Origin of the sequence: Mesorhizobium sp. M1396 (assembly GCF_040317725.1) — a bacterium.
In the GTDB taxonomy this organism is placed as follows: Bacteria; Pseudomonadota; Alphaproteobacteria; order Rhizobiales; family Rhizobiaceae; genus Mesorhizobium.
Genome location: NZ_JAMYLA010000022.1, coordinates 1 through 25,793 on the forward strand (window position 1 = coordinate 1; position 25,793 = coordinate 25,793).

Consider the following 25,793-nt stretch of genomic DNA (forward strand, 5'->3'; position numbering starts at 1 on the left):
GACAAAACCGACCAGAGCTTCAACGCCATCATCCATCTCGCCGCCGCCGTGATAAACTCCAGATGAATCTCAACAGGCCCTAGTCAGCCCTTTTCGCGACAGGCAGCCGAGGATCACATATCCTCGGCTGCCTGCTGTTCGAAAAGCGGCTGCAGATCTGTCCTTGACCTGGCCTGCCCGGATGCGGGAACAAACTTTGCGCAAGGCCGGATGCGACGACACGGTTTTGCCCTTTGGCGCCCTTCAATGACCTCGCTCTTGCCTTCAAACTGCCGTCACGTATCTCGTATAAGACCGGCTCGTGGCGGGAGAGGAAGAAGGAGGCGACCCGATATGCAGAACGAACGTGAAATCGACGCCCTGCTCTCAGCGGGCGAGGCTGGATCGATCATCGATAGGCTGATGGCAATGCCGCATCCGAAGGATGGCACACACCGCTCGAACGAATGGGACCGCGCCGTGGCCAGCCGCTTCGAGACCCATCTTGCCAGACAGATGCGCTCGCAAATCGACAGCGGCAGCGATCACCAGGACGCTGCCTGATCTTTCCGATTTTGTGCATGTCATTGTCCCAAAACCGAAATACACTTTTGGGTGACATGCACTCAGCCCCGGCGCAGCCTGACCGGCGCTTCGCCGAAAGCCCGTGAAAAAGCCCTCGAAAACGCCGCGGCGGACGAAAATCCGGTCCGCCCGGCAATATCGGCCATCGCCACCCTGGTGTCGACCACCAGCCTGCGGGCAGCACCGAGGCGCAGCCTGAGATAATAGGCGCCTGGCGTCTCGCCGATCGACTTGCGAAAGATGCTTTCCAGCGTCCGTGCCGTCACCCCGGCGCGTTTTGCCACCGCTTCTATGGTGAGCGGCTGGTCGACATGCGATTCCATAAGCCGAATGGCTTGCGCCAGCCGCGGATCGTAGCCGTCGAGCCGGCCGAGCGAGACCAGCGGCTGGGCGTCGGTCGCGGCACGCGCCTGGTCGTAGATGAAGACGCTGGCGACATCGAGCGCGACGGCCATGCCGAGCCGCGTGCGAATCAAATGCAGCATCAGGTCGAAGGTCGGCGACGCGCCGCCCGACGTGAACACCGGCCCGTCGATGACATAGCGGTCCGGGCGCACGTCGACGCCGGGGAAGGCCGAGGAAAAGTCCTCCATGTCCTCCCAGTGGGTGGTGGCGCTGCGCCCTTCCAGCAGGCCGGCGCGCGCCACCAGCCAGGTGCCGGCTTCGACGCCGCCGCACGCGCGTGCTGTCCGCGCCGCCCGGCGCAGGCCTGACAACAGAGCCGATGTCGCATAATTCTGGGTGCCGAAGCCGGCGACGACGACAAGAACGTCGGTTGGCTCGCCCGCATCGAAGCGGCCACTGACTGCCACCGGCAGGCCGCAGGTGGTGACCGGAGCCTCGCCGGTCACCGAGACCAGCCTGAAATCGAACAGGGTCTCGCCGGAAATACGGTTGGCGGCGCGCAGCGGATCGACGGCCGACGCCACGCACATGATCGACGAGCCGGAAAACACCAGCAGCGTCACCTTGAGCGAAGAGCGCTCGGCGCAAAAGATCGTCGGTTTTTCGCCTTTCGTCATGGAAGCTTCGTAAAACGCAAAACAGTTTCCGGCAAGTCGGGCATTGTGGGTCAGCTCTTGTGCATGTCGTCATCCCAAAACCGGCTCCCACTTTTGGGCGACATGCATGGCTTGTTCTATTCGGAGGAGAGTTCCATGCCGCTTGCGATGAACCGTGAGGTTTTCATTACCTGTGCCGTGACCGGGTCCGGCGGCTCGCAGGATCGCAGCCCGCACGTGCCGCGCTCCCCCAAGCAGATCGCCGATTCGGCCATCGATGCGGCCAAGGCGGGCGCTGCCATCGTCCACTGTCATGTGCGTGACCCCGAAACCGGCAAGCCCAGGCGCGACGTGCATCTCTATCGCGAAGTGACCGAGCGTATTCGCGCGGCGGAAGTCGACGTCATCTTGAACCTGACCGCCGGCATGGGCGGCGACATGGTGTTCGGCTCGCCGGAAGCGCCGCTGCCGCTCAACGAAAAAGGCACCGACATGGGCGGCGCCACCAACCGCATGGAACATGTGCGCCAGTGCCTGCCGGAAATCTGCACGCTCGACTGCGGCACCATGAATTTCGCCGAGGCCGACTATGTCATGACCAACACACCCGGCATGCTGCGCGCCATGGGCGGCATGATGACGGCGCTCGGCGTCAAGCCGGAGATCGAGGCCTTCGACACCGGCCATTTGTGGTTCGCCAAGCAGCTGGTCGAGGAAAAGGTGCTCAATCCCGACGCGCTGGTGCAGTTGTGCATGGGCGTGCCGTGGGGTGCGCCAGACGATCTCAACACCTTCATGGCCATGGTCAACAATGTGCCGTCGACCTGGAACTGGTCGGCCTTCGCCATCGGCCGCAACCAGATGGCCTATGCCGCCGCCGCCGTGCTGGCCGGCGGCAATGTCCGGGTCGGCCTGGAAGACAACCTGTGGCTCGACAAGGGCGTGCTGGCGACCAATGCACAACTGGTCGAACGCGCCGCCAGCATCGTCACCAATCTCGGCGCCAGGATTCTTGGGCCGGAAGAGGTCCGGCAGAAGCTCAACCTCACCAAGCGGGCGCCGATCGCGGCATAAGCATGATCCCGAAAAGTGGGAACCGGTTTTCGGATAAGATCATGCTCAAACAGGAAGGTTCATTCGCCGGGAGGGTCAGCATGACTACCGTCAAATTCACCGCGATGAAGGATGGCGACCGGGACGACTACGAGTTCCTGACCGCGCATGAAATCGACTATGCGGCCAAGACCGGCGAGCGGTTGCTCGATGCGCTGGTGCGACTCGACGAGGGCCTGTCGGGTTACAAGATCACCCGGCTCGGCCATTCGCTGCAGGCGGCGACGCGCGCCTGGCGTGACGGCGCCGACACCGACTGGATCGCCTGTGCCTTGCTGCACGACATCGGCGACATCTACGCGCCCTACAATCACGATGAATATGCCGCTTCGATCCTGAAACCCTTCGTGCGCGAACAATGCACCTGGGTGGTGGGAGAAGCATGGCGACTTCCAGCGGCTCTACTATGCCCATCATCTGGGCGGCAACCGCCATGCGCGCGATCGCTTCGCCGGCCACGCCTATTTCGACGATTGCGATCAGTTTTGCGAACGCTGGGACCAGTCGAGCTTCGACCCCGACTACGACACCCTGCCGATCGACTTCTTCCGGCCCTTCGTGCTCGAGGTGTTTGCCCGCAAGGCCTACGACGCCTCCGTGGTCCGCGCCGGCGAGCGCGTGCCTCTCATCGACCTTACAACAGCCAAGACAAGAACCGGAGCTTCCGCATGAGCATCATCAACAAGGCAGCCGCCATCGGTGGCGGCGTCATCGGCGCCGGCTGGGTGGCGCGCCTGCTGCTCAACGGCATCGACGTGTCGATCTTCGATCCCGATCCCGAGGCATCGCGCAAGGTCGGCGAAGTGATGAAGGGCGCGCGCCGCGCCTACAAGCAGATGGTGCCCGGCGGACTGCCCAAGGAAGGCAAGCTGACCTTTGCCAAGACCATCGCCGAGGCGGTTGCCGATGCCGATTTCATTCAGGAAAGCGTGCCCGAGCGGCTCGACCTGAAACACCGCGTGCTGGCCGAGATCGACGCCCACGCGCCGGCCAACGCCATTGTCGGCTCCTCGACCTCCGGCATCAAGCCGACCGACATGCAGGTGGCGATGAAGAAGCATCCGGAGCGACTGGTCGTCGGCCATCCGTTCAACCCGGTCTACCTTCTGCCGCTTGTCGAGATCGTCGGCGGCGAACAGACCTTCCCCGAGGCGATCGAGGTTGCCAAGGAGATGTACGCCTCGATCGGCATGAAGCCGGTCGTCATCCGTAAGGAGATCGAGGCCTTTGTCGGCGACCGCCTGCTCGAAGCGGCATGGCGCGAGGCGCTGTGGCTGATCAAGGACGGCATCTGCACCGTCGAGGAACTCGACGACATCATGCGTTACGGCTTTGGCCTGCGCTGGGCGCAGATGGGCATGTTCCAGGTCTATCGCGTCGCAGGCGGCGAGGCCGGCATGCGCCACTTCATGGCGCAGTTCGGGCCATGCCTGAAATGGCCATGGACCAAGCTGATGGACGTGCCGGAGTTCAACGACGAGCTGGTCGACCTGATCGCCACGCAGTCGGACGACCAGGCGCATGGGCTGTCGATCCGCGAGCTCGAAAAGATCCGCGACGACAACCTGGTCGCCATCATGGACGCGCTGTCGAAGCAGAACAAAGGCAAGGGCTGGGGCGCCGGCGCCCTGCACAAGGACTATACCAAACAACTGGCCAAGCTGGCGGCGAAGAAGCCTACGGCCTCCAAGGCCGCCGAGAAGGCCAAGGCGTTGAAGCCGGTGAAGAAAGCCGAAAAGCCGAAGAAAAAGACCGGCAAGAAGAAAGGCTGAGAGCATGGATTTCGGGCTGTCGGAGGAACAGAAGCTCATCGTCGAGACGACGAAGGCGTTCGTCGAGAACGAGCTTTACCCGCATGAGCGAGAGGTCGAGCGCACCGGCGTGCTGCGCCGCGAGCTGATCGAGGAAATCAAGGCCAAGGCGATCGAGGCCGGGCTCTATGCCGCCAACATGCCGGCGGATGTCGGCGGCGCGGGCCTGGATACGGTGACATGGCTGCTCTACGAGAAGGAACTCGGCCGCGCCAATTATGCGCTGCACTGGACCTGCGTGGCGCGGCCCTCCAACATCCTCCTGGCCGGTACGCCCGAGCAGCGCGAGAAATACCTGTTCCCTTGTATCCGTGGCGAGAAATGGGACTGCCTGGCGATGACCGAGCCGGGCGCCGGCTCCGATCTGCGCGGCATGAAGGCGACCGCCGTGCAGGATGGCGACGACTGGGTGCTGAACGGCACCAAGCATTTCATCAGCCACGCCGATCTGGCCGACTTCGCCATCGTCTTCATGGCCTCGGGCGAGGAAGAGTCCGCGCGCGGCAAACGCAAGAAGATCACCGCGTTCTTCGTCGACAAGGGCACCAAAGGCTTCACCGTCCGCGATGGCTACCGCAACGTCTCGCATCGCGGCTACACCAACGCCATCCTCGAATTCGACGATTGCCGGCTTCCCGCAAGCCAGGTGCTGGGCGAAGTCCATAAAGGGTTCGACGTCGCCAACTCATGGCTCGGCGCCACGCGCCTGCAGGTCGGCGCCACCTGTCTCGGCCGTGCCGAGCGGGCGCTTGGCCATGCCGTCGAATACGCCGCGCAGCGCCAGCAGTTCGGCCAGCAGATCGGCAAGTTCCAGGGCGTGTCGTTCAAGCTCGCCGACATGGCGACCGAACTGAAGGCCGCCGACCTGATGGTGTTCGAAGCCGGCTGGAAGTACGATCAAGGCACCGTCACCGATCAGGACATGGCCATGGCCAAGCTGAAGGCCACCGAGATGCTCGCCTTCGTCGCCGATGAGGCGATCCAGATCCATGGCGGCATGGGGCTGATGGACGACCTGCCGCTGGAGCGCATCTGGCGCGACGCCCGCGTCGAGCGCATCTGGGAAGGCACTTCGGAGATACAGCGACATATTATTTCGCGGGCGCTGCTGCGTCCGTTCGGGGCTTAGAGCATGATCCCCAAAGCCGGAGTTCGGCATGGGAGAAGATGATGCTCAAACGAAAAGATGACCATGCATAAACTCGAACGTCTTTTGCGCCCCAGATCGATTGCCGTCTTCGGCGGCGCGCAGGCCGCGGCCGTCGTCGCGCAATCGATCAAGATGGGCTTTTCCGGCGAGATCTGGCCGGTGCATCCGACCAAGGATGAGGTCGCCGGCCGCAAGGCCTACCGTTCGGTGGCCGACCTGCCGGGCGCGCCGGATGCCGCCTTTGTCGGAGTCAACCGGCATTTGACGATCGAAGTGGTCAAGGCGCTGGCCGAGCGCGGTGCCGGCGGCGCCGTCTGCTTTGCCGCCGGCTTCCTCGAGACCGAAGCCTACGACGACGACGGCGAGCGGCTGCAGGCCGAGCTGGTCGCGGCGGCGGGCCAAATGCCGATCATCGGGCCGAATTGCTACGGCCTGATCAACTATGCCGACGGCGCGCTTCTGTGGCCCGACCAGCATGGCGGCATCCGATTGGCCGAGGGCGGCAAGGGCGTCGCCATCATCACCCAGTCGTCCAACATCGCCATCAACATGACGATGCAGAAGCGCGGCCTGCCGATCGCCTTTCTGATGACCGCCGGCAACCAGGCGCAGACGGGCCTGTCGGAAATGGCGCTCGGCCTGATCGAGGACGAGCGGGTCACGTCGCTTGGCCTGCACATCGAGGCCTTCGATTCCGTAGCCGGCTTCGAACGGCTGGCGGCGCGAGCACGCGAGCTGAAGAAGCCGATCATCGCCATGAAGGTCGGCCGTTCCGAACAGGCGCGGCAGGCGACCGTCTCGCACACCGCCTCGCTCGCCGGCTCGGACGCGGCCTCGGGCGCTTTCCTGAGGCGGCTCGGCATTGCGCGCGTCGATTCGATCCCCGCCTTCATCGAGGCGCTGAAGCTGCTGCACATCACCGGACCTTTGCCCGGTTATAGGCTGTCGTCGATGAGCTGCTCCGGCGGCGAGGCCTCCGTCATGGCCGACAGCGCCGAAGGCCGCTGGGTCAATTTCCCGATGCTCAGCGACACCCACCGCGCCCATGTCAAATCGACGCTCGGGCCGCTCGTCGCGGTGGCCAATCCGTTGGACTATCACACCTTCATCTGGAACAACGAGCCGGCGATGACCGCCACCTTCACCGCCATGGTGTCGGGCGGCTTCGACCTCAACATGCTGGTGCTCGACTTCCCGCGCCCCGATCGCTGCTCGGTCACCGACTGGTGGGCGACGCTGCGCGCCTTCGAATCGGCGCTGAAGACCAACAAGGCGCACGGCGCGATCGTCTCTTCGCTGCCGGAGAACCTGCCGGAGGAATACACCGCCGAGTTGATGTCACGCGGCATGGTGCCGTTGTTCGGCATTTCCGAAGCCATGGACGCCGCCCAGGCGGCGGCCTTCATCGGCTGGGCGTGGCACGAGCCGCAGGCACAGCCGATCGACACCTCCGCCTCCGGCGCGCCTGCCGGCGACCACGTCACCCCCGATGAGGCCGAAGCGAAATCCCGCCTCATCGAGGCCGGCCTGCCGGTGCCGAAAGGCGAGTGCGCCGCCAATGCGGTCGAGGCGGTGATCTCGTCGATGGCGCTCGGCTTCCCGGTGGCGCTGAAGGCGCTGGGCGTCACCCACAAATCCGAGGTCGGTGCCGTCAGGCTCAACCTCAAAGACGCCGAGTCCGTCAGCACCGCGGCGCATGACCTCTTGCCGCTCGGCACCGGGCTCTATGTCGAGCGTATGGTGCGCGATGGTGTCGCCGAACTGATCGTTGGCTTCACCCGCGACCCGATGTTCGGCGCGGTGATGACCTTGGGCACAGGCGGTGTGCTGGTCGAGCTGCTGCGCGACAGCGTCACGCTGATGCTGCCGGCGACCCGCGACGACATCGAGGCGGCGTTGCGCGGCCTGAAGCTGTATCCGCTGCTCGAAGGCTATCGCGGCCGGCCGAAGGCCGATGTCGCGGCAGCCATCGACGCCATCTCGGGCATTGCCGCCTTCGTGCAGGAGAATGCCGGCGAGATCGAGGAACTCGACATCAACCCGCTGATCGTCTGCGCCGAGGGCAAGGGCGCCTGGATCGCCGACGCACTGCTGGTGCTGGGAGACAAGAAGAATGTCTGACGTCATCTCGATCCGCCGCGAGGGCACCATCCTCGAAGTCACGCTCGACCGGCCCAAGGCCAACGCCATCGACCTCAAGACCTCGCGGCTGATGGGCGAAACCTTCAAGGCGTTCCGCGACGATCCCAGCTTGCGCGTCGCCATCGTCAAGACCGCCGGCGACAAGTTCTTCTGCGCCGGCTGGGATCTCAAGGCCGCCGCCGGCGGCGACGCGGTCGACGGCGATTATGGCGTCGGCGGCTTTGCCGGGTTGCAGGAACTGCGCGATCTCAACAAGCCGGTCATCGCCTGCGTCAACGGCATGGCGGTGGGCGGCGGTTTCGAGCTGGCGCTGTCCTGCGATCTCATCTACGCCTCCGACCATTCCTCCTTCGCACTGCCCGAGATCCGTGCCGGCACGCTGGCGGACGCGGCGACGATCAAGCTGCCGAAGCGCATTCCCTACCATGTCGCCATGGACCTTTTGCTCACCGGCCGCTGGATGGATGTCGCCGAGGCGCATCGCTGGGGCCTGGTCAACGAAGTGCTGCCCAAGGAGAAACTCGAGGACCGCGTCTGGGAGATCGCCCGGCTGCTGGCCGGCGGCCCGCCGCTGGTGTTCGCCGCGATCAAGGAAACGGCGCGGGTCGCCGAGGCGCTCGCTTTCCAGGACGCGATGAACAAGGTGACGCGCCGGCAGCTGCCGACCGTCGATGCGCTCTACGGCTCCGAGGACAATATGGAAGGCTTTCGAGCGTTTGCGGAAAAGCGAGAGCCTGTATGGAAGGGGAAGTAGTGGTTTTTGCCGAGATGATGGCGTTCCGTCACACCCCCCTCTGTCCTGCCGGACATCTCCCCCGCAAGGGGGGAGATTGGATGTCGTTTCTGCTTTCGCCAACCGTCAACGCTGTAGGACGAGCGCCGCGATCAACGCTGCCGATCTCCCCCCTTGCGGGGGAGATGTCCGGCAGGACAGAGGGGGGTGCCTGGGCTCAACCTTTGCAGTCGGCGCGGCCAGCATGACCGACTACAAAACCCTCATCGACGCCGAGACCTGGGCCTTCATCGAGCGGACCAATTCCTATTACCCGCCCGATACGATCGACTATACGATCGCGCAGCAGCGCGAGATTTATGGCCGCATGTGCCGCGAATTCTTTGCCGGCTATCCGCAAGGCGTTACGGTCGAAACCTCGGCCATTGCAACGCCCACGCACGACATCCCGATCCGCATCTACCGGAGCGTGTCGCCAGCAGCGGTGATGGTGCTGTATTTCCATGGCGGCGGCTTCGTCCTCGGCGGGCTGGACAGCCATGACGATGTCTGCGCCGAACTCTGCGCCCGCACCGGCTATGAGGTGATCTCGGTCGACTACCGGCTGGCGCCGGAGCACTTGCATCCAGCAGCCTTCGACGACGTGATGAGCGCCTTCGAATGGGCCGCCTCCACCCGCAACCACCCAATTCTGCTTTGCGGCGACAGTGCCGGCGGCAATCTTGCCGCTGCCGTCAGCCACGCGACACGCGGCCACGCGAAAAGGCCGATCGGCCAGGTGCTGATCTATCCCGGCCTCGGCGGCGACCGGTCGAAGGGATCCTATCTCAGGCATGCCGAAGCGCCGATGCTGACCATGCGCGATCTTGAATTCTACAAGAACATCCGCACCGGCGGGCGAGACGGCACCGGCGACATCACGCAGTCGCCGCTTGCCGACGCCGATTTCGCCAACCTGCCGCCGACCGTGCTGATCACCGCGCAATGCGACCCCCTGTCGTCCGACGGCGAAGCCTATCGCGACCGCATCGTCGCGGCCGGCGGACGGGCTTACTGGTTCGAGGAACAGGGCCTGGTGCACGGCTATCTCAGAGCCCGGCACACGGTCGGTCGTGCCCGCGCGAGTTTTACCCGGATCGTCGATGCGGTGGCCGCCCTCGGACAGGGCGCCTGGCTCTGGTGAGCAGTTTTGTCGTCTCGCGGTTTGGGCCTTATCGCACGGCCGCGGCCGCCGCCCGGCCGGCGCCGCGGCCGGAAAAGATGCAGCCACCCAGGAACGTGCCTTCCAGCGCCGCATAACCGTGCACGCCGCCGCCGCCGAACCCGGCGGCCTCGCCGACTGCGTAGAGCCCCGCGACCGGCTGGCCATCGGCACCCAGCACGCGGCTGTCGAGGTCCGTCTGCAGGCCACCCAGCGTCTTGCGGGTCAGGATGTTGAGGCGCACCGCGATCAGCGGGCCGTTTGCCGGGTCGAGCATCTTGTGCGGCTTGGCCGTACGGATCAGCCGGTCACCAAGATAAGCACGCGCACCGCGTAACGCGGTGATCTGCATGTCCTTGGAGAACGGATTGTCGAGCTGCCGGTCGCGGGCGCGGATTTCGCGCTCGACCTGGGCCAGCTCCAGCAGCGGCTCGCCGCCGGCGAGCGCGTTCATGCGCGCGACCAGCGTCGGCAGATCCGCCTCGACAATAAAGTCCTCGCCCTTCTCCATGAAGGCTTTCACCGGACCCGGAATGCCTGACGTGGCGCGGCCGAGCACCTGGCGCCAGCTCTTGCCGGTCAAATCGGGGTTCTGCTCGGAGCCCGACAGCGCGAACTCCTTCTGGATGATCTTTTTGGTCAGGATGAACCAGGAATAATCGAAGCCGGTGCTCATGATGTGGCTGAGCGTGCCGAGTGTGTCGAAGCCGGGATAGAGCGGCACCGGCAGCCGCTTGCCGCGCGCATCGAGCCACAGCGATGACGGGCCGGGCAATATCCGAATGGCATGGTCGGTCCAGATCGGCGCCCAGTTCTTGATGCCCTCGACATAATGCCACATGCGGTCGCGGTTGATGATCGAGCCGCCGGCCTGCTCCGTAATCGCCAGCATGCGGCCATCGACATGGTCGGGCACGCCGGTGATCATGCGCTTTGGTGCCGCGCCCAATCGCTGCGGCCAGTTTTCCCGGACAAGCTGATGGTTGGCGCCAATGCCGCCGGAGGCGACGATCACAGCCTGCGCTCGGAATGCAAAATCGCCTGATATTTCGCGAGAACTCTTGTGACCGCGCTCGACGGCGCTCGGCTGCAGGAGGTCGCCGCGCACGCCGTCGACGGTGGCACCCGTGCGGGTCAACTCGTTGACGCGGTGGCGGAATTTGAAACTGACCAGTCCGCGCTTCTGGGCCTCGCACACGCGCTGGACGAAGGGTTCGAGCACACCGGGACCAGTGCCCCAGGTGATGTGGAAGCGCGGCACCGAATTGCCGTGGCCGATGGCATTGCCGCCGCCGCGCTCGGCCCAGCCGACGACGGGGAAGAATTTCAGGCCGCGCTGCAGGAGCCACGAGCGCTTCTCGCCGGCCGCGAAGCCGACATAGGCTTCCGCCCATTTGCGCGGCCAGAAATCCTCCGGCCGATCGAAAGCAGCGGTGCCCAGCCAGTCCTCCAGCGCCAGATCATGCGAATCGCGGATGCGCATGCGCCGCTGCTCGGGCGAATCGACAAGGAAAAGGCCACCGAACGACCAGAACGCCTGGCCACCGAGCGACTGCTCCGGCTCCTGGTCGACGATGATGATTTTCTTGCCGGCTTCGGCAAGCTCGGCAGCGGCAACCAGCCCGGCAAGGCCGGCGCCGACAATGATCACGTCCGCATCGTCAGACATTTTCCCCTCCCCATTAGCCGGCTAAAGCAATGCGTTAGACGGTCTCCCAGCTATCCTTGCCGCCGGCGCGGAAGATGGCGTCGATGACCTTCTGGTTGAGCACGGATTCCTCCAGTGTGAAGACGCGCTCCTTGCCGCCCTGTGCCGCTCGCGCGAAGGTCTCGACCTCCAGCCGGTACTGCTGCGTGCCGGGAAAGCGGAACACCTGCGCCTCGGTGTGGTTCTGGTTGTGCAGTTCGACGCGGTGATGATCGTAGAGCCCGGCATTGAAGGGCGAGAACACCTCGATGAAACCCTTCTCGCCGTGGAACACCATGAACTGGCGCGCCGCCATCTGCGTCGACAGGTAGAACGACAGTTCGAAGTCGCCGAAATCGGCACGGATCGAGGAATAGATGTCGGTGCCGAATTTCTTGTCGCGCTCGATCGTCGCCTGCACGCGCAGCGGCTCCTTGCCGGTGGAAAAGCGCGTCGACACGGTCGGATAGACGCCGATGTCGGGCAGCGCGCCACCGCCGAGATCGAGCTTGTTGCGCATGTTGTTGGGGTCGACATTGTAATAGGAGAACGCGCCCTGCACATGGCGCAGCCGGCCGATGGTGCCGCTGGCGATGAGATCGCGCACCTTGATCCATTGCGGGTGGTAGATGACCATGAAGGCTTCGCAGACCAGCACTTTTTTGGCGTCGCGCAGCTTGATCAGTGGGGCAATATCCTTGGCGTCGAGCGCCAGTGGTTTTTCGACCAGCACATGCTTGCCGGCTTCGATGGCCTTGGCCGTCCATTCGACATGCTGCGAGGTCGGCAGCGGGATGTAGACGCCGTCGATTTCGTTGGAGGCGAGCAGGTCCTCATAGGAGCCGAAGGCATGGCGGGCGCCGAAGCGCTCGGCCAGTGCCTTAGCCTTCGACAGGTCGCGGCTGGCGATCGCCGACAGCACGCCGTTCTCCGCCTCGACCATTGCAGGCAACAAATGCTCGCGGCCGATCTTGGCCGTGGACAACACACCCCATCGGAACATCAGGCTTCTCCATCACGATTACAGGCCACGAGGTTTGCCCGAAATCGCCGGAAAAGCCAATTGGAGACTGTCCATCGAAGCGCGCCTTCGTCATCCTCGGGCTTGACCCGAGGATCCATGCCGCGACATCAGCCGAGGAATGCAGCGGAACGGATTCTGGACCGTCGCAACGCCTTGATGTCGCGGCATGGATCCTGGGGTCTGCGCCGCGTCGCTTCGCTCCTTGCTGCGCCCCAGGATGACGATGCGCGAGGTGTGTCAGCTAACCCCTTTTCCCCGTCAGCGTCATGTCGAAATCAACAATGTTGGAATAGATCGGCGTGCCGACATCCATGCCGTAACGCGACCGCAGCACCTTGCCGGTGACATGGAATTTTATGGTGCCGGCCTTGAGACCGCCAAGCTCGGCCGTGAATTTTTCCGGGAACGTCTTGCCGCGCGCCGTCAGCCGGCCGGTGACGAGGGCCGTGGTGTCGCTGGTGCGGGTCACGCTGGTCGAACGGAACTGGATTTCCGGGCTGTTGGCGGTGTCGAACACCGCGTCGGAGCGCAGAAAGGCATCGATGCGGCCCTGGCCGGTGCCGACGCTTTCGGGAAAGATGGTGAAATTGACCTGCGAGCGGCCGACATCGGAATTGTCGATGCGGATCGTGCCCTTGAAGCGGGCGAAGGCGCCGTTGAGGCCGCCGCCGCCGACCTTGCCGATGGAAAAGCGGATGCTGGAGCTGGCCGGGCTGACCGAATAGCTGCCGGCGGCGGCGCCAAGCGCGACGGCAGCGGAAACAGGCATGGCAAGGCAAGCGGCGACCGCCGCAAATCCGAGGATGCGCGTGTACATGGAGGTGTTCCTTTTTTGGGCAGCGCATTATCCGCGCCCTCTCCAATGAACGAGCGAGCCGGCCGCTCTATTCCCCACTGTCATCCGACGAAGGCGTGATCATGCGCGTGAGCACGCCATCCCTGAGTTGGAAATGGTGCCGCAGCGCCGCCGCGACATGGAGAGCGACCAGCGCCATGCCGGCATAGGCGAGATACCAATGCGTTGCCGCCCAGAAACTCTCGGCCGCGTCCGATTCGGCCAACGGCAGGTTCGGCATGACGAACAGATTGAACGGCAGGCTGGGGATTTCCAGCATAGAGACCGACACCAGCGCCCAGCCGGACAAGGGCAAGGCAAGCTGAAAGGCATAGAGCGCAAGATGCGCGAGCGGGGCGGCCCGACGCTCCAGGGTTCCGACCGAGCGCGGCAGTGGCGGCCATACATTGCCAAGGCGCCAAGCGATGCGCAGGATCACTAGGCCGAGCAGCAGAAAGCCGAAGGATTTGTGCAGTTGGATCAGTTCGAAAGCGGTGCGCTGGCTGGTCAGCCGCACCATGACGAAGCCGAGCCCGAACTGACCGATGAAGATCAGCGCAATCAGCCAGTGGAGAATAATCGCGCCCCAGCCATAGCGGGTTGGAGTGTTGGTGATCGATGTTTGCATGATTGGCAAACGCCGCCGAACTACGCTTTCTTCCCGACGGCAGCGCTGCATTGCCCTGCCGGGCATTTCTCCCCGTAAACGGGGTGAAAGAAGCTGGCCGCGACGCCGGCGCAATCCTTGCGACGTCGGCGACTGGCGAAATCATCGATAAGGCGTCCCTCGCCCCGTTTTACGGGGAGAGGATGCCGGCAGGCAGGTGAGGGGCGGCGCCAGCCTTGGCTAGGCATACCCCCCAAACGGAGACGATTGCGCCGCCGCTCTCTACCCACTCACCTTGAAGAAATCGACAAACGCCCTGAGCGCTGGCCGCATCTGGCGGCGGCTCGGATAATAGACGAAGAAGCCATCGAAAGAGGGGCACCAGTCCTCCAGCACGCGGATCAGCCTGCCGTCGGCCAGCGGGGCACGGACATAGTCCTCGAAGACGAAGGCGAGCCCGGCGCCGTCGACCGCTGCCTGCGCGATCAGATGGTCCTCGTCGAGGATCAGGGGCCCTTGCGCGGAGATTTCGATCTCCTCGCCGTCCTTCTCGAACTCCCAGCGGTAGAGGATGCCGCTGGAGAAGCGGAAGCGGATGCAGCGGTGATCGGCGAGATCGTGCGGATGGCGCGGTTTGGGCATCGTCGCGAAATAGGACGGCGCGCCAACGACGGCGCCACGCAGATTGGGTCCAATGCGCATTGCGATCATGTCGCGCTGCAGGCTCTCGCCGAGCCGCACGCCGGCGTCGAAGCCGCCTTCGACGACGTCAGTGAAACGGTCTTCGACGACGATCTCCAGCACGATGTCGGGATAGGCCGCGGCAAAGGCGCCAAGCCGTGGCGTCAGTGTCAGATGAGCAGCCGTGCGGGGCACGGTCAGCCGCAGATTGCCGGCCGGCCGGTCACGCGCCTCGACAGCCGTCTCCAGCGCCAGGTCGATCTCCGACAGCGCCGGCCGCAGCCGCTCCAGCAATTGCGCGCCTTCTTCGGTGGGCGCGACGCTGCGCGTGCTGCGCGACAGAAGGCGAACGCCAAGCCGCGCTTCCAGGCTGGACACCGCATGGCTGACCGCCGACGGCGCGATGGCCAGTTCCCTCGCGGCGCCGCGAAAGCTGCCGCATTGGGCGACGGTCGCCAGCACCGCGAGTTGTGAGAGATGGGCTCGATTCATTGATCTGTCTTTTAGTACAGGCCGTGCGGCCGAACGACGATTATCGAACATAGGGCAAGGCGCTATTTTTGTCGCATCACAACAAGGAGACGCGTGATGCAAACCCGCAAGCTTGGAACTGAATTGAACGTCTACCCGGTCGGCCTCGGCTGCATGGGCATGAGCTTCGCCTACGGCGGCCAGGCGGAAGCCGACGCGATCGCCACCCTGCACCGCGCCGTCGAGATCGGCGTCAACTTCTTCGACACGGCGGAAGTCTATGGCCCCTACGAGAACGAGATCCTGCTCGGCAGGGCGCTGAAACCGGTGCGCGACAAGGTGACCATCGCGACAAAATTCGGCTTCAAGATTTTGGAAGAAGGCACCGGCATCGACCGCATGGCCGGCGTCGACAGCCGTCCCGAGCACGTCAAGGCCGTCGCCGAGGCTTCGCTGAAGCGGCTGGGCACCGACGTCATCGACCTCTACTACCAGCACCGCGTCGACCCCAACGTGCCGATCGAGGATACGGTCGGCGCCATGGCCGAACTGGTGCGCGAGGGCAAGGTGCGCGCGCTCGGCCTGTCGGAAGCGAGTGCCGCGACCATCCGCAGGGCGCATGCCGTGCATCCGATCGCTGCCGTGCAGAGCGAATATTCACTGTGGAGCCGCGACCCGGAAGACGAGGTGTTCGCCGTCTGCCGCGAACTCGGCATCGGCTTTGTTCCCTACAGCCCGCTCGGCCGTGGCCTGCTCACCGGAACGATCGCCAAGCCCGAGGCTTTGAGCGACGACGACTGGCGCCGTGGCCTGCCGCGCTTCCAGGCGGACGCCATGGCGGCCAACGCCGCCGTCATCGCCACGCTGGAGAAGATGGCGGCTGAAAAGGGCGTGACCTCGGCGCAGCTGGCGCTGGCCTGGGTGCTGCACCAGGGCGATTTCATCGTGCCGATCCCGGGTGCGCGCAAGATCCGCCATTTGGAACAGAACGCGGCAGCGGCCGGGATCGAGCTGAGCGTAGCCGAGGTGCAAGCCATCGGCGATGCGCTGTCGCCGGACAAGGTTGTTGGCAGGCGCTATACGGAGGAACTGCTGGCGCTGGTGAATGGGTGAGTTAGGTCATCACTGGTAGTCGAAAGGGGCGCCTCGGCGTCCCTTTTGCGTGGCGCGGGGCGTAGAAGATTGTGAGACCCTGGCGCGAGACACCCCCCTCTGGCCTGCCGGCCATCTCCCCCGCAAGGAGGGAGATTGGCAGCTCCACTGCCGGCACCTCTCCTTCGATGTTGCTGATTGGCGAAAGCCGGCGTGACATCCGATCTCCCCCCTTGCGGGGGAGATGTCCGGCAGGACAGAGGGGGGTGCCTCGCGCCGACATTCCGGCATTTCTACCAAGCCACCAAACTGATCTCCGGCCAGTGCTCCCTTGCCCGCGCGCCCTTCACCTCATGCGTCCGTTGGTTGTCCAACACCCGGTTCGGCACGATGCGGAACGAGAAGATGTCGTCGAGCCCGAACGGCGCAACCAGATCGAGCTGCCCGTCCGCATCGTATCGGACACCGACCGCATGGGTCTTCGACGCGAAATAGCTGACGGATTCGCTGGAGCTCATATAGCGCGGGCACGACTGGCCGAATTTCTGCGGATACCACAGATGCACCCGTGCCTGGTTGCGCACCTCGACCGGCAGCCGCAGCCCTTCGAAATGATCCGCCGCCCGGCGGATCACCGCGTCCTCCGCCTCATAGGACAGGTCGCTGTCATCGAAATAGAACAGGTCGATATCTTTGATGCCGTAGCCCGGCGGCTTGCCGGTCAGATGGTTCCAGACAGAGTTGTAGAGCACGCCGGAGACGACCAGCCAGTCGGCAAGACCAAGCGCGCGGGCATGCGTCAGCGCTTCGCGAACAAGCGGATCAGCCGAGAAGGGGACGCCAACGTCGCGGCGACGTCACCCCAAGAACGGCTTAGCCTTCATCGTCTCCGGCACCGGCACGCCGAGGCGCGTCAGCACCGTCGGCGCCAGTTGCAACTGGTCGAGCAGCGTGTCGGCCTGCGGGCCTTTGCCGGGCCCAAAATAATACAGCGCGAAATCCTGCATCTCGTCGTCATGGCCGCCATGATGGCCACGATCGGTCTGGCCATGGTCGGCGGTGACCATCACCTCATAGCCGGCTTCGATCCAGCGCGGCAGGAAGGCGGCCAGCATGCCGTCCATCGCATAGACCGCGTGGTCCATCTCGTGGCAGTCATGGCCGAAGCGGTGACCCATCGAGTCCAGCGTGCAGGTGTGCAGGATGCCGTAGTCGATGCCGTGGCGTTTGGTCAGCATGGTCAGCGTCGCGAACAGGTCGACATCGCTCGGCGTCATCTGGTTGCGGGCGTTGTAACCGGTCATGGTGTGGAACCGGCCATGCGTAATCGGTCCGCCCGGCTCGTCGAATTCCATATCCTCGACCAGGTCGAACGGATGGGCGCGGAAGAATTCCGACCAATAGGAATGTGTCACGGCGCCGGTCTTGCCGCCGGCCTTGCTGACTTCGGAGAAGATGTCGGGTTGCGCGATTCGAAACCGGTTCTCGTTGGATAGGATGCCATGCACCTGCGGCGAAACGCCGGTGTGGATGGAGGCGTAGCAGCAGGCCGAGGTCGACGGCAGCACGGAGCGCATCTTCCAGACCCGCGCCTCGCCCGATTGCACCCACCCTTCGAGATTGCCCATCAACCGGCGCCAGTTCCTGTAGGGAACGCCATCGAGGATGATCAGCAACAGTTTTGTCTCGAGCGCCATGGGCGACTCCGGAAGGCTTTGTCGTTGAAGGATGGCTTCGCGCCACGAATTCCCTAGTTCCCCGCGCTGGCCATGCGCCGTCCCTTGATCGCCTTTTCCAGCCAGCCGATCTCCATCTCGGGAACCGAGGAAAGCAGAAGATCGGTATAGGCGTCGAAGGGCGGCGCCAGCACCTTGCTCTTCGGGCCGTAGCGCACCACCTCGCCGCGATACATCACCGCGATCGAATCTGCGATCGACTTCACCGTGGCCAGGTCATGGGTGATGAACAAGTAGGCGACGTTCTCTTCCTTCTGCAGCTCGAGCAGCAGCTCGAGGATGCCGTGTGCCACCAGCGGATCGAGCGCCGAGGTTACCTCGTCGCAGATGATCAGCTTGGGCTTGGCGGCAAGCGAACGGGCGATGCAGACGCGCTGTTTCTGGCCGCCGGAAAGCTCGGCCGGGTAGCGATCGGAAAAGCCCTTGCCCATCTCGATCTTGTCGAGCAGTTCGGAGACGCGTTTGTCGCGCTCGCGGCCGCGTATGCCGAAATAGAATTCGAGCGGCCGGCCGATGATGGTGCCGACCGTCTGACGCGGGTTCATCGCCACGTCGGCCATCTGATAGATCATCTGCAACTGCCGCAGATCCTCCTTCGGCCGGTCGGCCAGCCGGTTTGCCAGCGGACGCCCATCGAAGGTGACAGTGCCTTCTTCTGGCGGCAGCAAACCGGTGATGGCGCGTGCCAGAGTCGACTTGCCGGAGCCGGACTCGCCGACAACGGCCAGCGTCTGGCCCGGATAGATGTCGACCGAGACGTTCTTCAGCACCTTGATGTGGCTGCGGCCATAGGCGGCGGTGACGTTCTTCACCGACAGGAACGGCGTCATGCCGGGCTTCTGCTCGTGGTGTTCGATCTCGTGCACCGACACCAGCGCGTTGGTGTACTCCTGGCGCGGCTCCTTGATGATCTGCCTTGTGCCGCCCCATTCGACCAGTCGGCCATGGCGCAGCACCATGATCTCGTCGGAGACCTGGGCGACGACGGCAAGGTCGTGCGTGATATAGAGTGCCGCCACATGGGTATCGCGAATGGCGTCCTTGATCGCCGCCAGCACGTCGATCTGCGTCGTCACGTCGAGCGCCGTGGTCGGCTCGTCGAAGACGATCAGGTCGGGCTCGGAGCACAGCGCCATCGCCGTCATCACGCGCTGCAGCTGGCCGCCCGAGACCTGGTGTGGAAAGCGTTCGCCGATGGTTTCGGGGTTCGGCAGGCTGAGCTTCCTGAACAGCGCGATGGCGCGCTTTTCGGCCTCGGCGCGTGTCGCCGTGCCGTGCAGCAGCGTGGCTTCCACCACTTGGTCCATCAGCCTATGCGCCGGGTTGAACGCGGCGGCCGCCGACTGCGCGACATAGCAGACCTCGCGGCCGCGCAGCTTGCGAAAACCGTCCTTGCCGCCCTTGAGGATGTCGCGGCCGTTCAGGATGACCTCGCCGCCGGTGATGCGCACACCACCGCGCCCATAGCCCATCGACGATAGGCCGATGGTCGACTTGCCTGCGCCGGATTCGCCGATCAGGCCAAGCACCTTGCCCTTCTCGAGCGTCAGCGAGACATCGTGCACCAGCACGATATTCTTCGGCGGTTCGCCGGGCGGGAAGACGGTCGCCTCGATGCGCAGATTGCGGATGTCGAGAAGCACGCCGGGCTTCGCTTTGCTGTCGGCCATCACCCGCGTCCTCCCTTCAGGCTTGTCGTCCGGTTGAGCACCCAGTCCGCGACCAGGTTGACGGAAATCGCCAGCAAGGCGATCGCCGCCGCCGGGATGAGTGCGGCCGCGATGCCGAAGACGATGCCGTCCTTGTTTTCCTTGACCATGCCGCCCCAGTCGGCGTCCGGCGGCTGCACGCCAAGGCCGAGGAACGACAGTGTCGACAGGAACAGCACGGCATAGATGAAGCGCAGGCCGAGTTCCGAAACCAGCGGCGACAGTGCGTTGGGCAGGATCTCGCGGAAGATGATCCAGGCGCTGCCCTCGCCGCGCAGTTTCGCCGCCTCGACATAGTCCATGACGTTGATGTCGACGGCGACCGCGCGCGACAGGCGATAGACGCGGGTCGAGTCGAGAATGCCCATCACGAGGATCAGCGTCACCAGATTGGTAGGCAGCACGGACAGCACGACAAGACCCATGATCAACGTCGGGATCGACATCAAAAGATCGACAAGGCGCGACAGCAGCGTATCGAACCAGCCGCCGAAGACCGCCGCCGAGAAGCCGAGGATGGCGCCGAGCGAGAACGACAGCGCGGTGGCCAGCACCGCGATGAACAGGGTGATGCGGGCGCCGTAGATCATGCGCGACAGCAGGTCGCGGCCGAGATTGTCGGTGCCCAGCAAATGGGTAGCCGACATTGGCTCCCAGACATCGCCGACGATCTCGCCATTGCCGTGCGGTGCGATCCACGGTGCGAAGACCGCCGCCAACACGAACAATGCCGTCAGCACGATGCCGATCAGCGCGGGGATGGGGATGCGTTTGATATCGAGCATATCCGCCCCCTATTTCGGATGTCTGAGACGCGGATTGGCGACGATAGCCCCTATGTCCGCAATGATGTTCAGGCTGATGTAGACGGCGGCGAAGATCAGGCCGACCGCCTGCACCACCGGCACGTCGCGCTTGGTGACGTGGTCGACCAGATACTGTCCCATGCCCGGATAGACGAAGATCACCTCGACCACGACGACGCCGACGATCAGGTAGGCGAGGTTGAGCATGACGACGTTGATGATCGGCGCGATGGCATTGGGAAAGGCATGCTTGCGGATGACGTTGAAGGCCGACAGGCCTTTCAGTTCCGCCGTCTCGACATAGGCCGACTGCATGACGTTGAGGATCGCCGCGCGCGTCATGCGCATCATATGCGCCAGCACGACCAGCGTCAGCGCCGTCGCCGGCAGGGCGATCGCCTGCATGCGTTCGCCGAACGGCATGCCGTCATAGACGGTCGAGATACCGGGGAATATTTGCCACTTCACGGCGAAGAAATAGACGAGCACATAGCCAATGAAGAATTCGGGAAACGACGTCGAGGCGAGCGCAAGTCCTGAGATCAGCTTGTCGACCCAGCCATTGCGGTAGCGCACCGCGATGAGACCGAGGATGATCGCCAGCGGCACAGCGACAACGGCCGCCCAGAAGGCGAGGAACAGCGTGTTCCACAGCCGGCCCTTGATCGACGTGGCGATGTCCTGGCCGCTCGACATGGCGGTACCCAAGTCGCCTGTCACTACCCCGCCGAGCCAGCGGAAATACCTGATATAGGCCGGATCGTTGAGGCCGAGCTGCTCGCGCAGATTGGCGAGCGACTCCGGCGTCGCCGATTGCCCGAGAATGGCTTGCGCGACGTCGCCGGGCAGGATCTGTGTGCCGGCGAAAATCAGGACCGAAACGGCCAACAAGAGGAGAATGCCCAGCGCAACGCGCTGGGCAATCAGTTTCAGGATGGGTGAAGACATATCCGCAAAGCCGGCTCAGGCTTCGAGCCAGCACTTCGCCAGTGCGTAGCCGTTCATTAGCTCCTGATGCGGATCGTCGATCCAGCCGCCGACCTTGGCGCCGGTCGCGTCGATGAACTGGTTGAACATCGGCAGGATCAGGCCGCCTTCGTCGCGCACCAGGACAGCCATGTCGTGGTACATCTGCTTGCGCTTGGTCTCGTCGAGCTCGGCGCGAGCCGCCAGCACCATCTTGTCGAAATCCGGACGCTTGAAACGCGTGTCGTTCCAGTCGGCCGTCGATAGATAAGCGGTGGAATACATCTGATCCTGGGTCGAGCGGCCGCCCCAGTAGGAGGCACAGAAGGGCTGCTTGTTCCAGACTTCGTTCCAGTAGCCGTCGCCCGGCTCGCGCTTGAGCTCGAGCTTGATGCCGGCCTTGGCGGCGCTCTGCTGGAAGAGCTGCGCTGCATCGACTGCGCCTGGGAAGGCGACGTCCGAGGTTCTCAGTAGCACGGCGCCGTCGTGACCGGACTTCTTGTAGTGGAACTTCGCCTTGTCGGGATCGTACTTGCGCTGCTCGATCTCGGTAAACAGCGGATAGGACGCATTGATCGGGAAGTCGTTGCCGAGGGAACCGTAGCCGCGCAGGATCTTGTCCAGCATCTCCTCGCGGTCGATGGCCAGCTTGAGCGCCATGCGCAGGTCGTTGTTGTCGAACGGCGCGGTGTTGCAATGCATGATGAACACGTAGTGGCCGGGGCCGGCGTGATTGCGGATGGTGACGCCCGGCAGACGCTTGATCAGATCGACAATCTTCGGCTCGACGCGATTGATCATGTTGACCTGGCCGCCCTGCAGGGCCGCTGTGCGCGCCGTCGCGTCGTTGATGACGATGACCTCGATCTGGTCGGCATGGCCCATCTTGTCGCCTTGCCAGTAATTGGCGAAGCGCTCGGCGCCATGGCGCACGCCAGGCTCGTTGGTCTTGACCATGTAAGGGCCGGCCGAGATGCCGGCGTCTGGCTTATCCTTGCCGCCATTCGGCTGGACGATCAGGTGATAGTCGCTGAGCAGGTAGGGAAGGTCGGCGTTCGCCTCCTTCAGCGTCAGCACCACTTCCTTGCCGCTGGCCTTGATGGTTTCGATGCCCTTCATGTAGCCGAGCGCGCCGGACTTCGACTTCTCGTCCGAATGGCGCTCCAGCGTGGCGGCGACGTCTTCGGCGGTCACGGTCTTGCCGTTGTGGAATTCGACGCCGTCGCGGATCTTCAGCGTCCACACCTTGGCGTCGTCCGAGGAGCCGATCTCCTCGGCGATACGGTTCTCGAGCTTGCCCTCGGGAGACAGCTCGACGATCATTTCGCCCCAGCACTTGCCGAAGGCGAACGGCACCTGCGTCATCATTAGCGCCGGATCGAGGCTGTTGGTGGATTCGCCACCGACCAGGCCGGCCTTCAGCGTGCCACCCTTGACCGGACCCGCCGCGCGCGCCGCACTTGAAAGCAGCGAGTTGGCGAAGGGGGCGGTGACGCCGAGCGCTGCCGCCCGGCCCAGAAAATCACGACGGCTCAGTTTGCCCGACGCGACACGCCGGCTAAGATATTCCAGTTCGTTTGACATTTTGAGTTCCTCACTCTGTTGGTTCGACTCTGGGGTCGTTTTTCTTGTTTCTTGTGGGGAGAATAATGACCGCAAGGGAAAGCGGTAAGCAAGACCGAATGCGACATGCCGTGGCGTAAATCGTACGTCGCAATTGGACCAACGAAACCGGCGTTCAAAGAAGCGCGCGCGGCACCTTCTCCTCGAAATTGCGTTCGAAAACGAGCCTTTCGCCCTCATAGGCCTCGATTCTGGCGCTGACGATGAAGTTTTGCGCGTCCGATCGCATTTCGGCGGATGTCTCGGTGCGCACCGACCATCCATTTCGCGACAGGGTCTGCGTCCAATGCGTCTTTCCCGAGGCCGACAGCGGATCGTCGGGATGGATCGTCCAGGTCTCGCGGGCGATGCTGCCATTGGCAAGGCCGTGATCGAGATCGCGCACCTCGCCAAAATCATCAACGATGGAAAGCGTGACAATTCCGGTCTTCTCGTCGCGACCGACATGGCGCTCGGAATTGGTGGCGCGGATCGTTTCTGTCGCCCAGGGGGAGGCGCCTTCCGGCTCGGCAAACGTCGCTTCGTCGCCAGTCGCCAGCGGCCGCAGTGGCAAGGACAGCGTCGCGGTCGACAGCGCGAGTTGGACCGGCTCCGGCGACGGCCAGATCATCGGCCAATAGGCGTTCGAAACAGCAATACGCAGGCGGTGGCCGGCCGGCACACGGTAGGCGCATTGATCGAGCACGACGCGCGCCGACACGGTTTCGCCCGGCACCAGCGCCTCGGGGAATTCGTGCGAGTTGCGATGCGTCAGGTTGAGTACGCCGTAAGAGATCAGCTCGGTGGCACCGTCGGGATGCACGTCGCAAAGCCGGACCGCGATGTTGGCCTGACGCCGGTCGGACGCGACCCGGACCAGGACTTCGGGCGCACCGACGATATCGATAGCCTCACGGAGTTCCGGCTGGTCGAAACACACCGACAGCGCATCGTCGGGGCGCTGGTCGCCGGGCAGTTCGGGGCCGAAGGTGAACGGAAAATACTCGCCGCCGGCCAGCCCGCAGCTTTGCGGCGAGGCGACGATCGCGGGGTTGCCGCCCTCGGCGATAAGCTCGATCGATTGCGTCTTGATATTGGACGAAGGCCATTGCTGTTCCGCCACCCAGCGGCCCGGCCGCTCGGGATGCCAGCGTGCCGGACGCACGCTGTCCATGACATAGGCGCGGTAGGCGGGGTCGGCCTCGACGCCCGTGTCGATATCCTTCAGCCAGCGGTCCCACCAGCGCAACGCCTCCTGCAGGAAGCCGATGGCGGGCTTGGGCCCGGCGTAGTGCGGGTATTTGTGGATCCACGGCCCGATGATGCCCTTGACCGGCGCTTCGATGTTGCTGGCGAGATGCGAGACGGTGTTGCGGTAGCCGTCATGCCAGCCGCCGATCGACAGCACCGCGGCTTTGACGGCGGAAAAATCCTCGCAGATCGAGCCGCGCTTCCAGTAGGCGTCGCGGTGCTGGTGCTTCAGCCACAGCGGCGCCAGGAAGGACTGGTTTTCCAGCCGAGTCAGCCACAGGTCGCGCCATCTATTGTCTCCGGCCAGCAGCGGATCCGGAGGCCGCGACGAGTAGGACAGCATGGTCGAGGCCCAGCCGAAATTCTCGATCAAAAGGCAGCCGCCCTTGTAATGGATGTCGTCGGCATAGCGGTCGACGGTCGAGCACAGGCTGATCACCGCCTTCAGCGCCAGCGGCTGCTTGGCCGCCACCTGCAGGCAGTTGAAGCCGCCCCAGGAAATGCCCATCATGCCGACATTGCCGTTGCACCAGGGCTGGCTTGCCGCCCAGGCGATGACGTCGCAGGCATCCTGCAATTCCTGCTCTGAATACTCGTCGTCCATCAGCCCTTCGGAATCGCCATTGCCGCGCATGTCGACGCGGATCGAGGCATAGCCGTGGCCGGCGAAATACGGATGCGTCAGCTGATCGCGAAAGATGGTGCCGTCGCGCTTGCGGTAGGGCAGATGCTCAAGGATCGCCGGCACCGGATCATCACCGGCATCTTCCGGCATCCACACCCGCGCCGACAGCCGGCAGCCATCGGGCATGACGATGGCCATGTCCGGAAATTCGACGACCTTGCGGGGAAATTCGGTGACGGTTTTCATGGGAGCTCTCCAGGATGTCAGTGACGCATGAAACGTGTACGTCACGAAGTCAAACGGGCGACGGTCCGTGTCGCCGAGACGACGCCTGGCGGGGACCGTTCGACTTTCCATCTTGCGTTGTCCCATTAATTTATGTATTACTTTTATTCGCTTAGGCCCGATGCATTGAGGACAATCTCGACTGAAGATCGTTTGGGATGAGCCAAAGCGCGTGACGAACTTCGAAGGCCGAGGTCTGGACTTTGCCGAACTCGATATCGAGTTTTTTGCGACTTCAACCGTCCTCCCGGCCAAAGCAGGCCGACTCAAGGCGATTGGCGAATTCGGAGAGATCATTCTCGCCGTGATCTTTAAGCCGCTTGGTTCCGAAGCGATTTCGGTAATCTCGATGCGTCGTGCCAGCCGAAAGGAAAGGTCCGTATATGAGCAATCCTAAATCGCATATTCGACCGCTTACCAATGAGGAGGAAGCGGAAATTCAAAGACAAATTGCCGCTGATCCCGATGATGCGGAGGCGACCGACGAAGAGCTGGTGCATGCCAAACCTTTCGCGGAAGTGTTTCCAGAACTTTTCGAGAGTATAAGGCGGTCCCGTGGTCGGCCGACCGTGGAAAAGCCGAAGCAAGTTGTGTCCATCCGCCTGGATCAGGATGTCGTCAGAAAATTCAAGGCCACCGGCAAGGGTTGGCAAGCCAAGATAAATGAAGTGCTGAAGAAAGCGAAAGTTGGTTAAGCATCC

General features: G+C 63.7%; 22 protein-coding genes and 2 pseudogenes. 11 read left to right on the forward strand and 13 right to left on the reverse strand.

What is annotated here, in order from left to right; all coding sequences use genetic code 11:
• Positions 1–333 precede the first annotated feature (333 nt).
• A complete protein-coding gene (locus NKH02_RS16205; protein ID WP_352869357.1) occupies positions 334–543 on the forward strand; it encodes a hypothetical protein in 210 nt (69 codons plus the stop codon).
• Between the two features lie 62 nt (positions 544–605).
• Here the strand turns inward: NKH02_RS16205 and NKH02_RS16210 are convergent, their stop codons facing one another.
• A complete protein-coding gene (locus NKH02_RS16210; RefSeq protein ID WP_352880016.1) occupies positions 606–1,586 on the reverse strand; it encodes a GlxA family transcriptional regulator in 981 nt (326 codons plus the stop codon).
• Positions 1,587–1,721: 135 nt separating this feature from the next.
• Between NKH02_RS16210 and bcoG the strand changes: the two genes are divergently transcribed.
• From bcoG to NKH02_RS16245, 7 genes and pseudogenes are all read left to right on the forward strand, one after another.
• Complete coding sequence (gene bcoG / locus NKH02_RS16215) at positions 1,722–2,639, forward strand: 3-dehydrocarnitine:acetyl-CoA trimethylamine transferase BcoG (RefSeq protein ID WP_023810589.1); 918 nt, start codon at positions 1,722–1,724, stop codon at positions 2,637–2,639.
• Positions 2,640–2,719: 80 nt separating this feature from the next.
• A pseudogene (locus NKH02_RS16220) lies at positions 2,720–3,350 on the forward strand (HD domain-containing protein).
• The gene (locus NKH02_RS16225) at positions 3,347–4,450 is read left to right on the forward strand and encodes a carnitine 3-dehydrogenase (RefSeq protein ID WP_183446035.1); all 1,104 of its coding nucleotides are present in this window, start codon (positions 3,347–3,349) and stop codon (positions 4,448–4,450) included. The pseudogene NKH02_RS16220 and the gene NKH02_RS16225 overlap by 4 nt, the downstream one beginning before the upstream one ends.
• 4 nt (positions 4,451–4,454) lie before the next feature.
• Complete coding sequence (locus tag NKH02_RS16230) at positions 4,455–5,618, forward strand: acyl-CoA dehydrogenase family protein (protein WP_352880018.1); 1,164 nt, start codon at positions 4,455–4,457, stop codon at positions 5,616–5,618.
• A 63-nt stretch (positions 5,619–5,681) separates the two neighbouring features.
• Positions 5,682–7,760, forward strand: a complete 2,079-nt coding sequence (locus NKH02_RS16235; RefSeq protein ID WP_352880020.1) for an acetate--CoA ligase family protein — start codon at positions 5,682–5,684, stop codon at positions 7,758–7,760.
• Positions 7,753–8,535: a carnitinyl-CoA dehydratase gene (locus tag NKH02_RS16240; protein ID WP_352880022.1), complete on the forward strand. Its 783-nt coding sequence runs from the start codon at positions 7,753–7,755 to the stop codon at positions 8,533–8,535. Before NKH02_RS16235 ends, NKH02_RS16240 begins: the two co-directional genes overlap by 8 nt.
• 223 nt (positions 8,536–8,758) lie before the next feature.
• Positions 8,759–9,697, forward strand: a complete 939-nt coding sequence (locus NKH02_RS16245) for an alpha/beta hydrolase (protein WP_352880024.1) — start codon at positions 8,759–8,761, stop codon at positions 9,695–9,697.
• A gap of 28 nt (positions 9,698–9,725) precedes the next feature.
• Here NKH02_RS16245 and NKH02_RS16250 read toward each other — a convergent pair whose 3' ends face one another.
• From NKH02_RS16250 to NKH02_RS16270, 5 genes are all read right to left on the reverse strand, one after another.
• Positions 9,726–11,384 (reverse strand): FAD-binding dehydrogenase, encoded by a 1,659-nt coding sequence (locus tag NKH02_RS16250; RefSeq protein WP_352880026.1) that lies wholly within the window; start codon positions 11,382–11,384, stop codon positions 9,726–9,728.
• 34 nt (positions 11,385–11,418) lie between these two features.
• The gene (locus tag NKH02_RS16255) at positions 11,419–12,405 is read right to left on the reverse strand and encodes a Gfo/Idh/MocA family protein (protein WP_352880028.1); all 987 of its coding nucleotides are present in this window, start codon (positions 12,403–12,405) and stop codon (positions 11,419–11,421) included.
• Between the two features lie 262 nt (positions 12,406–12,667).
• On the reverse strand, positions 12,668–13,243 hold the full coding sequence (locus NKH02_RS16260; protein ID WP_352880030.1) for a YceI family protein: 576 nt from the start codon (positions 13,241–13,243) through the stop codon (positions 12,668–12,670).
• Positions 13,244–13,310: 67 nt separating this feature from the next.
• Entirely contained in the window at positions 13,311–13,889 is a 579-nt protein-coding gene (locus NKH02_RS16265; protein ID WP_352880032.1) for a cytochrome b, read from the reverse strand.
• 261 nt (positions 13,890–14,150) lie between these two features.
• Positions 14,151–15,041, reverse strand: coding sequence for a LysR family transcriptional regulator (locus NKH02_RS16270; RefSeq protein WP_352880034.1), 891 nt, complete (start codon positions 15,039–15,041; stop codon positions 14,151–14,153).
• A gap of 96 nt (positions 15,042–15,137) precedes the next feature.
• Between NKH02_RS16270 and NKH02_RS16275 the strand changes: the two genes are divergently transcribed.
• On the forward strand, positions 15,138–16,133 hold the full coding sequence (locus NKH02_RS16275) for an aldo/keto reductase (protein WP_352880035.1): 996 nt from the start codon (positions 15,138–15,140) through the stop codon (positions 16,131–16,133).
• Positions 16,134–16,405: 272 nt separating this feature from the next.
• Here the strand turns inward: NKH02_RS16275 and NKH02_RS16280 are convergent.
• The 7 genes and pseudogenes from NKH02_RS16280 to NKH02_RS16310 all read right to left on the reverse strand — a co-directional run.
• Positions 16,406–16,942: pseudogene (locus NKH02_RS16280) on the reverse strand (nucleotidyltransferase family protein); the annotation flags it as partial.
• 27 nt (positions 16,943–16,969) lie between these two features.
• Positions 16,970–17,809, reverse strand: coding sequence for an alkaline phosphatase family protein (locus NKH02_RS16285; RefSeq protein ID WP_352869293.1), 840 nt, complete (start codon positions 17,807–17,809; stop codon positions 16,970–16,972).
• A gap of 53 nt (positions 17,810–17,862) precedes the next feature.
• A complete protein-coding gene (locus tag NKH02_RS16290) occupies positions 17,863–19,518 on the reverse strand; it encodes an ABC transporter ATP-binding protein (RefSeq protein WP_352880036.1) in 1,656 nt (551 codons plus the stop codon).
• Positions 19,518–20,342 carry an ABC transporter permease gene (locus NKH02_RS16295; RefSeq protein ID WP_127262628.1) on the reverse strand — a complete coding sequence of 275 codons (825 nt, stop codon included), beginning with the start codon at positions 20,340–20,342 and terminating at the stop codon, positions 19,518–19,520. Before NKH02_RS16295 ends, NKH02_RS16290 begins: the two co-directional genes overlap by 1 nt.
• Before the next feature lie 9 nt (positions 20,343–20,351).
• On the reverse strand, positions 20,352–21,311 hold the full coding sequence (locus NKH02_RS16300; protein ID WP_352880037.1) for an ABC transporter permease: 960 nt from the start codon (positions 21,309–21,311) through the stop codon (positions 20,352–20,354).
• 15 nt (positions 21,312–21,326) lie between these two features.
• Positions 21,327–22,913, reverse strand: coding sequence for an ABC transporter substrate-binding protein (locus NKH02_RS16305; RefSeq protein ID WP_352880038.1), 1,587 nt, complete (start codon positions 22,911–22,913; stop codon positions 21,327–21,329).
• Positions 22,914–23,067: 154 nt separating this feature from the next.
• On the reverse strand, positions 23,068–25,053 hold the full coding sequence (locus NKH02_RS16310) for a CocE/NonD family hydrolase (protein ID WP_352880040.1): 1,986 nt from the start codon (positions 25,051–25,053) through the stop codon (positions 23,068–23,070).
• A 181-nt stretch (positions 25,054–25,234) separates the two neighbouring features.
• On the opposite strand from NKH02_RS16310, the gene NKH02_RS16315 reads away from it, so the two are divergent.
• Both NKH02_RS16315 and NKH02_RS16320 read left to right on the forward strand, forming a co-directional pair.
• A complete protein-coding gene (locus tag NKH02_RS16315) occupies positions 25,235–25,489 on the forward strand; it encodes a BrnT family toxin (protein ID WP_352880103.1) in 255 nt (84 codons plus the stop codon).
• Positions 25,476–25,787, forward strand: a complete 312-nt coding sequence (locus NKH02_RS16320; RefSeq protein WP_352869282.1) for a BrnA antitoxin family protein — start codon at positions 25,476–25,478, stop codon at positions 25,785–25,787. Before NKH02_RS16315 ends, NKH02_RS16320 begins: the two co-directional genes overlap by 14 nt.
• Positions 25,788–25,793: the final 6 nt, after the last annotated feature.